5 protein-coding genes and 4 pseudogenes are annotated in these 11,857 nt (G+C 71.4%); 5 read left to right on the forward strand and 4 right to left on the reverse strand.

Annotated elements, in window-relative coordinates; genetic code table 11:
- Positions 1-23: 23 nt before the first annotated feature.
- Together ACZ7DE_RS38775 and ACZ7DE_RS38780 are read right to left on the reverse strand one after the other, a co-directional pair.
- Positions 24-4,010 carry a hypothetical protein gene (locus tag ACZ7DE_RS38775; protein WP_470769092.1) on the reverse strand — a complete coding sequence of 1,329 codons (3,987 nt, stop codon included), beginning with the start codon at positions 4,008-4,010 and terminating at the stop codon, positions 24-26.
- Positions 4,011-4,012: 2 nt separating this feature from the next.
- On the reverse strand, positions 4,013-7,420 hold the full coding sequence (locus tag ACZ7DE_RS38780; RefSeq protein WP_470769093.1) for a hypothetical protein: 3,408 nt from the start codon (positions 7,418-7,420) through the stop codon (positions 4,013-4,015).
- 230 nt (positions 7,421-7,650) lie between these two features.
- Here ACZ7DE_RS38780 and ACZ7DE_RS38785 point away from each other — a divergent pair.
- Positions 7,651-8,228: pseudogene (locus ACZ7DE_RS38785) on the forward strand (ISAzo13-like element transposase-related protein); the annotation flags it as partial.
- A 31-nt stretch (positions 8,229-8,259) separates the two neighbouring features.
- Here the strand turns inward: ACZ7DE_RS38785 and ACZ7DE_RS38790 are convergent.
- A pseudogene (locus ACZ7DE_RS38790) lies at positions 8,260-8,547 on the reverse strand (transposase); the annotation flags it as partial.
- Between ACZ7DE_RS38790 and ACZ7DE_RS38795 the strand changes: the two are divergent.
- Positions 8,546-8,820: pseudogene (locus ACZ7DE_RS38795) on the forward strand (transposase); the annotation flags it as partial. The pseudogenes ACZ7DE_RS38790 and ACZ7DE_RS38795 sit on opposite strands and share 2 nt — an antisense overlap.
- Before the next feature lie 8 nt (positions 8,821-8,828).
- On the opposite strand, the pseudogene ACZ7DE_RS38800 reads toward ACZ7DE_RS38795, so the two are convergent.
- Positions 8,829-9,109 (reverse strand): annotated as a pseudogene (locus tag ACZ7DE_RS38800) (transposase); the annotation flags it as partial.
- A gap of 60 nt (positions 9,110-9,169) precedes the next feature.
- Here ACZ7DE_RS38800 and ACZ7DE_RS38805 point away from each other — a divergent pair.
- The 3 genes from ACZ7DE_RS38805 (at position 9,170) to ACZ7DE_RS38815 (ending at position 11,696) form a co-directional block, all read left to right on the forward strand.
- Positions 9,170-10,254 (forward strand): IS630 family transposase gene (locus ACZ7DE_RS38805; protein ID WP_470769094.1). Its coding sequence is split into 2 segments (ribosomal slippage): positions 9,170-9,628 and positions 9,631-10,254, totalling 1,083 coding nucleotides; the frame shifts between segments, so codons are not numbered across the junction.
- Positions 10,255-10,740: 486 nt separating this feature from the next.
- The gene (locus ACZ7DE_RS38810) at positions 10,741-11,001 is read left to right on the forward strand and encodes a hypothetical protein (protein ID WP_470769095.1); all 261 of its coding nucleotides are present in this window, start codon (positions 10,741-10,743) and stop codon (positions 10,999-11,001) included.
- A gap of 29 nt (positions 11,002-11,030) precedes the next feature.
- Complete coding sequence (locus tag ACZ7DE_RS38815) at positions 11,031-11,696, forward strand: JmjC domain-containing protein (protein WP_470769096.1); 666 nt, start codon at positions 11,031-11,033, stop codon at positions 11,694-11,696.
- Positions 11,697-11,857: the final 161 nt, after the last annotated feature.

Consider the following 11,857-nt stretch of genomic DNA (forward strand, 5'->3'; position numbering starts at 1 on the left):
CGCGCGCCGACCGGCCTTCGGGGTCACAGCGGCAGGAAGTCCAGGTAGACCAGCCGCTCGTGGCCGTCGAGGTGCTTCTCGGTCTCCGTCAGTCGCAGCCGCCGCGGTGCGTCTCCGAAGCGGCCGTCCGGCAGCGGCACGGTCCCGCTCCACGTGGTTCTCGCGGCTGTCCCTGTGGCGGTGAGGGTCGTGTAGGCCGTGCTGATCTCCGACCAGCGCAGATGAGGATCCGGCACCGTCGGTGCTGCCTGTTCCACAAGGGCCCGGATCGTGGGTCGCGCCGTGCCCTGCGAGGTGGCGCTGTAGGCGGGGCCGGTGACCGTCACGTTCAGCGAGGAGCCGGACCGCACCACGGTGGCTGTCCGCTCCGGGGTGAGTTGCGTGGTCGGAGCCTGGACGACCTTGGACACCCACAGGTCCTCCAGCGACTCCGGCTGGAACCGCACCAGGGCCAGCCGTAGGAACGGGAACCAGGAGGCGGGCGGCGTTCCCGACGCGGTGCGCAGCTCGATGTCGGAGTACCACAGGTCGCGTTCGGCGTCGAAGGAGACGTCGTGCCCGGCGATCGACACGGTCTGGCTGGGGACCTCGGCTAGTGCCACGGTCCTTGTCGCGGTGGCCCGGGGGAAGGCGTCCACCTTGGGCCAGGGGGTGACGGTGGTGGAGACCGCCGACGGGTCGGTGCCCAAGGTGGTGAGGTACGGCAGCAGCGACGCCACGGGTTCCGAGGCGCCCGCGAAGGCCACCACACCGAGCCGTTCCCCGGCTCCGGAGGACCACCAGGGCCGCTCCAGGTAGACGCGGACCGCGTTGCCCCGGCGGCGACTCTGCCCCTTGGCGGGCTGGTCCCAGTGGAACAGCGGGACGACCTGCCGCACCACCGGCGGTGCCGGGCGGGCGGAGCTCGGGATCCGCCGAACCTCTTCGGCGGACTCGCGGTGGATGCCGGGTGCGACCGCGCTCACAGTGAGCCGGGCGTCGTCGGCGAGGCCGCCGGAGGTCGTCCGGGTCAGCACCCGGGTGCCCGGGGCGTAGAGGTAGTCGCCGGTCGCGGCGGCCGGGTCGGCGCTGCCAGCCGGGGCGGGCGTGAGCAGCCGCCCGGTGGCCGCGTCGTGGATCTTCAGGGTGGACTCCTCGCAGGGTGCCAGGGTCGCCTTGCCGCCGTCGAGGGTGACTGTGCTCTCTTCCCGGAAGTGCTCGACGTAGCGGCTGGTGGCCAGGGCCGTGTAGGTGATGACGCGGTGCCGGGTGTCGTCGAGTTCGTGCGTGCCGTCGATGGAGACCTCGTCCGGCCCCGGGTCCGGGTCGGGCTGCCGGGTGACCCGCAGGGACACCGGGGTGGCTTTGAAGCCGCGGGGCGTCACCGGGTCGGCGGTGCCCGGCCCGTCGTCCACCGGGTGCTCCCAGGAGGCGAGCAGGTCCAGCGTCCCGGTCGTGCGGCGGTCCAGCAGGATGGCGCCGCTCAGCGGGACGGCGGTGCCCCCGGCGGGCCGGTCGGCGGCGGTCAGGTTCTTGGCGTTCGGCTCCTGAAGCGGCGTGCGCACGGCGTGCACCGCCGCGACCGGCGTGGAAGGGGAGAGCATGGGGTGGCGTCCGTCCGCGGCGGTCCGGCGCAGCGCGTCCAGCGGGATCGCTTGGCCGGCGGAGTGGGAGGCGTTCCACGCGGCCGCCCAGTCCCGGATCCACTGCCACACGCCGAGGACGTCGAGGTCCGCGTCGGCGAACTGCGAGGTCAGCCGCAGCGGGTACTCGTCTCCGGGGGCGAGCCGGATCTCCAGTTCGCGGCCGCTCCAGGACCAGCTCGAGGTGGTGGCGCGTACCACCCGCAGCCGGAAGGACTGTGCCTCGGGCCAGCTGCCCAGCGCGTCCGCGGTGTGCGTGGTGGTGCTGCCGGGCAGGCCCTGGACGAGGAACCGGCGGGCCAAGGGGTCTGGCAGGTACGGCACGTCCAGGCTGTCGGTGTCGAAGTACCAGGAGTCGTCGTCGGGTGCCTTTTCCCGGTGCGCGGACGGCAAGTCTTCCAGGCGCGCCGCGTCGCGTGTCGCGAGCACCTCGTACAGTTCGGGGCGGAGCGGGTGCCCGGCGGCGTCCGCGTCGAGCTGGCCGTGCTGCTCGGCCAGGGCCTGGCTGGCACGTGGCGGCAGGACGTGGCGCTCGGTCGGCTTCGCCGTGGTGTCGTCGCCGTTGTCGCTGCGGATCACCATCCGCAGTACGGACTCCCCGGCGGTGTGCGGTGCCCGCAGCAGAACCTGCGGCCCGGGGACGGGCTCGAAGCGCCGATACACCACGTCGGCCGTGCGCAGTTCGGGCTCGTTGGGGTACAGCTCGTCCTTGGTGAAGGCGGTGCTGTCCCCGGCGAGGTCCACGCTGCGGGCTCGGAAGCGGTACGTCCGCCCGAACCGCAGCCGCGGCAGGCTGCGCGGTGGCACCGTGAAGTCCGGAGTGACGGGGAAGTCGGGGTCTTCGGCGGGCTCCGGCGCGGCGAACGTGCCGTCGGCCTGGAGGGAGCGGCCGATCCGGGCGGCGGCCAGGCTCCAGCCGTTCCACCGCATGAGCGGTTCGCCCAGGTACAGGTCGGTGTCCCCCTCCTCGCCCGAGGTGGTGGGGGCCACGGTGACCTGGCCCTCCTCCGTCACGTTGACCGTCTGGCCGTCCCGGTGGAAGGCGTAGCTGCCGGTCCGGGTCATCAACGACCGCCATGCGGTGCCGGAAGTGTCGAGGACGTCCCAGCGCTCGCCACGTACGAGGTCCTCCGCGTAGAAGTCGGGTGCCGCACCGTGCGGGGCGCCGTCCGTGCCGTACGCGGCGGAGTTTGCGCCGGCGGCCCGGTCGAGCCGGTCCACCAGTGCGGTGGCCCGGCCCAGCCGGGCGACCGACAGCCCGGCCGACCGCAGGGCGGGCAGGGCGAATCGGTCGGCGCCGGCATAGCTGCGCTTGTCCCGCGGGCCGCCCCGGAGGATCCGGGACCGGGTGACGGTGTCGGCGAACTGGCGGGCCAGGAGGGCGCCGCCGTCGGGGTCCACCGGGACCACGAGGAAGCGGTCCGTGCGGCCCACCCGCAGCATGCCGCGGGCGGTGTCGGCCGCGGCGGCATCGCGCGGCGTCGCCTCGAAGCGGTTCTGGCCGATGAGGCAGCGGGTGCGCGGCAGCACGTCGACCGGGCTCCCGCCGGGCGGCAGCTTCGGCGTCCAGGTGACCTCCAGGGTCGCCCAGGTCTCCCGGGACGCGCCGGCCAGCAGGGAGCGCACCGCCGGGTCTGCGGCTTCGAACTCCAGGACCAGGCCCAGCAGTCGCTGCAGCCGTCGGTACTCGCGGGTCGCCGCCACGGCCTCGTGGAAGTCCAACCGCTGCCGGGGCTGGGCGGGCAGGGCTCCCGAGCCGGGCTTCCTGCCCCGCCGGTGGAAGCGGTCCACTTGGAGGAACGCCTGGGCCAGGCCGTCGGCGGTGCTCGCGGCGGCCGGGTCGAAGGCGAGGGCGCGGCTTCGGGCGAGGTCGCCCTCCAGTCCCTTGGCGAGGGTGTCGCGCCGTCCGTAGCCGCTCTTCTTCGCGCTGCCGACGGTGACCTCCTCGAAGCCGATCGGCCCGAAGCCGGTGCTCGCGACAAGGTCGCCGTAGGAGGGTGGCTGGTCAGGGGAGAGGGCGCCGAAGCGGCCCCAGCGGTCGGCCAGGAAGGACAGCACGTGGCCGACCGGGTAGGAGCGGACGAGCCGCTTGGTGTGGTCGGCGAAGGCGTGCCCGCGGACGGTGGTGTCCGCGGCGAACAGTGCCTTCCAACGGGCGCTGTCCGGGGCGGACACCAGGCGGACGGGGGTGGCGCCGGTCTCTGGCAGGTGCAGGCGGAACGCGGCACCGGCGAGGGTTGCGGGCCAGTCCTTCCAGTCGGGGAAGTCGTCGAGGGCCAGGTCCTTCCCGTCGGTGCGCAGCCGTGGGGCGACATGGACGGCGAAGGTGGCGCCGCCGGAGCCGCCGCCGCGCGGCAGCACGGTCCACATGATGCTCTGCTTGGGCATGGTCAGGCTCCCACGGGTGCGAAGGCGGTGCAGTAAGAGGTCCAGTCCGGGCGGTCGTAGACGTCGGCGAATCCCTTGACGCTGCCGGCGGCGGCGGCGGTGGCGGTCGGAGCCGCGGCGGCGCGCGCCGACCGGGCGGTGAGCGACGGACGCGCGGCCCGTGCCCCGGAGCGGGAGGCGCGCTCGTCGGAGGAGCTGCCGCCTGCGAGTTCGCGCCGCACTCCGAAGGTGACGGACGTCTCGAAAAGGCACAGGTCGATGGAGATGGTCACCCGTGCCTCGCCGACCAGGCGGTCGGGATGCGAGTAGTAGGTCAGCGCGAGGTAGCAGTCGAGTGAGGCGGACACCAGGCCGAGTACGTCGACCCGGCCGCCCAGCCGGACGTACGCCGAGAGTTCGACCTCCTGGGCCGTGTCGTCCCCGTCGGCGACGGTGCGGACGCCGAAGTAGATGCCGATCTTGGCCTCGACGTGGCCCGAGACCACCCCGGCCACGTCGAAGGAGGTGCCGGCGCCCGCCTCCAGGGCGGCCTCCAGGCTCTCCACCCCGTCGACGCCCGCTTCCAGGGCGAAGAACCCCCCGCCGCCCAGGAAGGCGATGGTGAGGGAGAACGGCCGCTCCCGGCTGTTGAGGGCGAAGCGGAGCCGTACCGGGGATCCGTCGAACGGCAGGTACAGGCCCGCGAACAGCGTCATCGAGTCGAGGGCGAACACCCCGAAGGCCAGCGAGGGCAGGGCGAGGGTCAGCTCCGCCTGGATCTGCTGGCCGACGACGGTCACCGACAGCGGCGAGCCCCCGCCGCCCGCCGGAGCAGCCTCTGCCGCCGCGGCGCGGTCCGGGAGGACGGTCCGGGCGGCCGTCCGCGACGCGCGCGAGGAGGACGCGCCGGTCGTGGAGGACGGCGTGCCGCCGGGCACGCCCGGCACCGACAGCCGACACAGCCGGGCGACCTCCTCCAGGTACCGCAGCGGCCCGTGGAAGGAGACCTCGCCCAACTCGCAGTCCACGTCGGGCTTCTGGCCCTTGGCCGAGGTGAACCGAAGGGACCTGATGCCGACGGTGACGAAGTGGCCTGCCCCCGAGTCCCCCCAGATGTTGATCGACACATCGCGGAGCTCGCCGCGTACGGAGTGCGAGGCGTCCAGCGGCGGCAGCAGCCGGGCCGTGGACACGGCCTCGATGTCGAGCGCGCCCTGCGGGCCGGGAACGAACATGTTGAGCGTCCCGGGCCCCGGTTTCAGCTCAGGGCGCCACGTCAGTCGCGCCTCGACCCGCTCCAGTCGGCGCACTCCGTCCTCGACGCGGTGGAACTCCTCGGAGACCACTTTCAGCGCCTGCTCGGCATTGGCGGCATCCCCGGACAGTTCCTGGAGGACGTCGCGGAGCCGGATGCCGCCGAGGATCCTGGCGTCGAGCTCCCCGAGCATCCGCGACGGGTCGAACCGCTCCCTGGCTGCCTGCGCCAAGTCCCCCGCGACCGGGCCGAACACGCGGGACAGCCCGTCGACGACCAGCCCAGGGGTGACGATGCCGCCGCTCCTGTCGGCGGCGAACTCCAGGGCCTGGGCGACGGCGCCCTCGGCCTTGGCCAGGTAGACACCCGCGGTGTTCGCCGCGTCGAAGCCGGCTCGGATGTAGCCGGGGAAGTAGGCCAGCACCGCCTCCGCCGGGTCGTCGGCCAGGGCACGGACCTCGCTCGGCAGCGCGGCGGTGATCCGGACGACGGAAGGGAAGACCGGCACACCGGTGGCAGCCGGGTCGGCGGTCGAGACGGCGAACGTCAGCGTGCGCACCGCGAGGCTGGTGTCGCCCGGCTTCGCGGCGGCGGCCAGGGCGAGCACGGGGCCGCCGACCCGGCCGAGCCGGGAGGCCTCCGTCGGCGCCGTCGTGGTGTTGTACTGACGGGCGAGCGCGGAGCGGAAGGCGCCACTCCCGGCGCCCTTCTCGCTGACGAAGACCACCGGCGCGGTGAACGGGACCCGCCGGCCCTCCCAGTCCGTCCCGACGAAGTGCAGCGGCAGCGGCGCGCCCCCGGCCTTCGCCAGGAACGCGAACTGCGTGTCGGAGCCCGCCGCCGGTGAGGCGGAGGACGGAATGTACGGGTCGCCTTCGGGAGAGTCCAGGCCGATGGTCGTCCGGGTGACCGCCCTGATCCGCCGGAACGGCAGCGCGCGCCCCCCGGACGGGGTGTTCGGGTCCGCGGCGAAATCCCGCTCCGCCTGCATCACCACCAGGAAGGAGCGCTTGCGCAGATATCCGCCGACGACCCCGCCGTCGTCCCGCTCGATCTCCCGCTCGGTCACCTGCACGAAGGCGGCGCGGTGGCCGAAGGGCAGGAGGTAGCCGTGCTGGACGACGCGCACCTTCTGATCGCGGCCCTGGGTGATCAGGTGCGACCACTCGGCCAGCCCGGTGCTGTAGCTGCTCCCCGTGGCGTCCCAGACTCCGTGGGCGTCGAGCGTCGCGCCGAGCGCGGACAGCGAGAGTGCGTCGACCTCGATCGGCGCGGGCAGGGAGGAACCCGGCGCGGCGAGCCCGAAGTCGGACGACAGCCGAACCAGGTCGTAGCGATTGCGCGGGGACAGCGACGATTGGTACGTGCCGGAGTCCGGTACCGAGCCGGGGGAGGTGAGCCAGCCGGGGAAGCGGGAGTCCGTCATCCACACGGCGCGCAGCACCCGCGAGGCGTGGTCCTCCCGTACCCTCCAGTCGCCCGAGTCCTTGTCGTGGACGCGTGTGCCCAGCCGGGTGTGCCACAATTCCGTCCAGCCGCTGGGAGAGTCGGGAACCTCGGCGGCCTCGACATGGCACCACCCGCCGGAGGGATCCGGCGAGACGATCACCCCGTACGGCACCTCCAGCGAGGTCTCCTGGCTGGTGGGCGCGCGCAGGGTGCCGCGGAAGTCGTCGGGCACCTCGCGCCCTTGCGCGTTGGGCACCAGCCGGGGGCTGAACCCGGCCCAGCCCAGCAATGCCTCGGTGGTGTACGGCAGCGGCAGGTGGTCGCCGACGTCGAAGGCGAGCCGGCTCGCGCCGCCCCATTCCAGGGAGACCGGCGCCTGGCCGAGCGGCCCCGGGGCGGTGAAGGACTGCTCCTGGGCGGCCTGCGGGCCCACATCCACCACGAGGTAGGCGGGTTGGTCGGCCAGCACCTTGGTCAGCTGGGGCGCCAGGTCGGCGACTTGCAGGTTCACAGTGTAGATACGCAGATTGAGCATGTCGTCGCGACGCCGCAGGAACACGGTCTGCACCGGCAGCTCAACGAGACGGGGCGCGCTTCGGGCGGCTGGGCCGGAGGAGAACTCCGCCCCGGCGACGACGGCGGCGCCGACGACGATCCCGGCGGCGCCCGATATCCGCAGGAAGAGCCGCCGGGAGACGGTTTCGCGCGGGGGTGGATTGGCAGGCACCTGTCACCTTCTTCGACGTTCTCGGACCGGCAATGCGGGGCGCGGGCCCCGTCGTGGGTCTCGCCGCGCTTCCGCACACCAGAAGACATGCTGGCGGCCAGTCAGCGAGTTGATCGAGAGTATTGGCTACTCATACGAGGCCACGTGCCCAAGGCCACCGCGGATGGCAGGGCACCGGCCGGGTCTACCGCCCCGGGGCGACCGTTCGCATCCGAAAGTGCGAAGCCAGGTCCGCGACCACCACCCGCACCGGCCTGCACGTCATGGCCGAGCTCGACACCAATATCTACTTCACCGGAGTCCAGATCGACGACGCGGAGATGGCATCCCTGCCACTGACCCGACACGCCTTCCACGGCGACTGGAACTATGCCCTGCACCCCCAGCCCTACTCAGCCATCCCAGCACCCGGGGCTCCCAAGAAGCCGGCCCCTGAGTGGAACCACGCTCTCCTGTCCGACCCCGATCTGACCGGCATGTCCCGGCAGCAATTGAGCGATCTCACCGACACTTTGGCCCTTGATGGCGACGTCAAGCGCGGTCGCCCGCCCCGGCTCGCCTTCCCCGACCAGGTCCTGGCAGCCGTCCTTCACCTGCGGGTCGCCCTGGCCGCGGAACCCCTCGCCGTGCTGTTCGACAGCAGCCGGACCGCCATGCACCGCACCCTGCTGAAGATCAGGACACTACTCAAGGCGCACAGCATCGTCATCCCGTCGGCGGTCACTCCGCCCTCCGCCCTCACAGCCCTCCAGGCTCGGGTTCGGTCCTGAGCAGCGATTCCAGCAGCATGATCAAGACGACCTGTTAATGATCTGCAAGCCCTTAGCTTGGTTGCTGGGTCAGATGTGGTTGTTGGTGAGGCGGCCGTCGAAGGCGATGTCGAAGGCCTGCAAGGCCCGCTTCCAGCGGGTGGTCCAGCGTTTTCTGCCAGTACCGGTCGGGTCGAGGGACATCACCGCCAGGTAGACGCACTTCAAGACCGCGTTCTCGGAGGGGAAGTGTCCGCGAGCCTTGACCGCTCGCCGGATCCGCGCGTTCGCCGACTCGATGGCGTTGGTAGTGCAGACGATCCGGCGGATCTCCGCGTCGAACTGCAGGAACGGCACGAACTCCGCCCAGGCGTTCTCCGCGAAGGGCCTCACTCATGGGGAGATCTCCTCTCACCCGGCCGAGGTCTATGGCGCCGACGTGTCAAAGCAGACGATCTCGACGATCACCGACTCGGTCGTGGAAGGCATGGCCCAATGGCAGGCCCGTCCTCTCGACCGCGTCTACCCGGTCGTTTCATCGACTGCATCAACGTGAAGATCCGCGAGGGACAGGTCGCCAACCGGCCGGTCTACATGGCTCTCGCAGTCACCGCCGAAGGCCACCGCGACATTCTCGGCCTGTGGGCCGGCGGCGAAGACAGGGACAGAACCATCTCGTCGACACCGGCCAGCCGCCGCTGGCGCTTCTTGACGATCTGCGGCTCGAAGGCGCCCTCCGGTCCAGAGGGACCTCGATCTCGACCGGCCCGACGTCTGTGACGACAGTCTTGGACCGTTTGCCGTTGCGGGAGTTTCCGCCGTTCTTCCCGGCCACATCGTGCCGGTCATAGCCGAGATGGTCCGTCATCTCGCCCTCGAGGGCGGACTCCAGCAGCCGCTTCGTCAGCTGCTGAGGCAGACCGCCCTCACCGGTTACTGACCTTTGCGGCGTGATGTCATGGGGGCTGACGATGCGTGATCCTCGCGGTATGCCAGTTGTGTGAGATATCCGCAGGGTGGTGGGCTGACGCGTGGACGGCAGGCGTTTCGCGAGCGGATCCGGCTGGAGGCCGCGGAGCGATTCGCTGCGGGCGCCTCCAACGCCGAGGTCGCCAAGGACTTACGGGTGAGTGTGCGCTCGGTGCAGCGCTGGCGCCGGGCCTGGCACGACGCCGGCACCGAGGGCCTGCGCTCTGCCGGGCCCGTCTCACGGCCCAAGCTGAGTGAGGCCCTGTTCACGGCGCTCGAGCAGGAGCTCGCCAAGGGGCCGGTCGCGCACGGCTGGCCGGACCAGACGTGGACGCTGGCGCGGATCAAGACGCTGATCGGGCGCCGGTTCCACAAGAGCATGACGCTGTCGGCGATCGCGCGGATGCTGCACCGGCACGGCTTCAGCCACCAGGTCCCGGCCCGCCGAGCGGTCGAGCGTGACCAGGAGGCCGTGGAGGACTGGGTGAAGGAGACCTGGCCGCAGGTGGAAGGTCCGTGGCGGCGCTCGACGCCTGGCTGTGCTTCGAAGACGAAGCCGGCTTCTCGATGACGCCGCCCACCGCACGGACCTGGGCCCCGCGCGGACGCACACCCGTCATCCGGGTCCGGGGACGCTCTCAGCGCCGCTTCTCCATCGCCGCTCTGGCCTGCTACAAGCATGGTGAACGCTCACGGCTGGTCTACCGGCCCAAGCGGCATCTCGATCACAAGCGCGGCGGCAGACGCAGTTTCACCTGGACCGACTACCGCGACCTGCTCATCGCCGCACACCAGCAGCTCGGCGCACCCATAGTGCTCGTGTGGGACAACCTCAACGTCCACAAGGACCGCCGACTGCGGGAGTTCATCGACACCCACGACTGGATCACCTGCTACTTCCTGCCGGCCTACGCACCGGACCTCAACCCCGTCGAGGGCATCTGGTCCCTGCTGCGGCGCAGCAGCCAGGTCAACACCGCCTTCACCGACCCCGACCACCTCATCAGCACGCTCCGACAGGGTCTCCGCCAGATCCAGTACCGCAGCAACCTCATCAACGGATGTCTCGCCGAAACCGGCCTCACCTTGACGACATCACGGCGACAACGTCAGTAGCTGCAGGCCATCGGCCTGAGCCCGAGCCACAAGCTCGTTCAGGAACTGGTCATCAACCGACGCTGACGCGGCTCATGCCGCAGACGGCTTGGCTATGTTCTCGCTGGTCACAGGTGAACTCTTCCATGATCGGAGTTACACCGATTTTCTTACAGTCCCGCCACAGGCCTGTGCTCGGGCGCTCTTGCCGCGCTCGAGTGTCGATGGTGCGCGGCCACATGCTGAAAGTGCGGGACCATCCCAAAAACTCTGCGGGTCCTGGTGTTCTTCGCCTGATGCATGACCGGTGCGGGGGAACGGGTGCCAGGTAGCGGCGTGCGCAGCCTGCCGCAGACGAGAACCATGGCGATACAGCAGGTCGACGGAGCGACAGGACACGCAGCCTGAAGAAGCGGGAGGCCTTGCGGGGTGTGTGGCGCTCGTCCGGCTGATAACCGGCGGTCAGCGGTGGTCGAGCGTCACCTGACGGACGGGAGCCCTGACGCGATGACGGATGTGTCCATCGCGGCATGCCTGGGCGAGGACTTCCTCGCCCAGGCACTGCACCGCGAACACCGCCACGTACCCGGCGCCCTCAGTGTCGCCGGACTGATGACCTGGGACGACCTCAACCAGATCCTGGCTGGCCACCACCTTCAGCCGCCGCGTATGCGGCTGGCCCGCGACGGCGAGACGCTGCTGGTCGGCGGGTACACCGCCCCGGTGCCACGCGCCGACCCACCGCGTGGCACCGGCTCCACCCGGTAGAACTGCACGCCCGCCTCCAGGAGGGCGCCTTGCTCCCCCTGGACAGCGTCGACGAACTCCACCCGCCGATCGCCCGGCTCGCCGAAGCGATCGAGCGTGACCTGCGCACCCGTGTGCAGGCGAACCTCTACGCCTCGTGGACCAGCACCGAGGGCTTCGGGGTCCACTGGGACGACCACGACACGATTGTGGTCCAGCTGGACGACGCGAAGCGGTGGCGGATCTACGGCACCACCCGTCCGTTCCCGCTGTACCGCGACATCGAGGACCCGGGCGAGCCCCCCGAACCGATCGCTGATCTGGTCCTGCGCCCCGGGGACGTGCTCTTTGTGCCGCGCGGCGTGTGGCACGCGGTCTCCGCCGACCAGGGCGTCCGCAGCCTGAACGTCACCTGCGGCCTGCAGACCCACACCGCGACCGACCTGATGGCGTGGGTGTCCGAGCAACTGCTCACGCACGAGGACTGGAGGCGCGACCTGCCGCTGCAAGAGGACCAGGCGGTGCCAGCCCAGCACAACAGCGCGCCGGTGAGACCCGGCCATGAGTCCCGCCCGTCGCAGCCGACTGCTTTCGGGATGTTGCCGACCGGCGGCGGCGATCACCCGCCGCGCTCGGCCTCGCCTTCGACGGCCCGCCTGACCACGATGAGCTCCGGGCGGACATGGAGAGGATCCTGGCTCTCGGCCCGGCGCTGATCGCGTCTGGACACGGTGCGCCCTTCGCGCCGTCGTCGATGGAGCCCCGTCGGCCCGGCTCTGCCCGGGGCTCGCCTGCCGTCGCGGCCTGCTGTGGCCGGTTGATGGCGGTGTCCCACGGCGGGATGCTGGAGGCAGCGCCCGTGACGGGTGACGCGGCG

The sequence above is a fragment of the Streptomyces sp. NPDC037083 genome, from assembly GCF_055606485.1.

Excerpts from the sequence above, each read along its gene's own strand:
- ACZ7DE_RS38810 (WP_470769095.1), top strand. The coding sequence starts at position 10,741 with ATGACGGATGTGTCCATCGCGGCATGCCTGGGCGAGGACTTCCTCGCC.
- ACZ7DE_RS38775 (WP_470769092.1), bottom strand. The coding sequence starts at position 4,010 with ATGCCCAAGCAGAGCATCATGTGGACCGTGCTGCCGCGCGGCGGCGGC.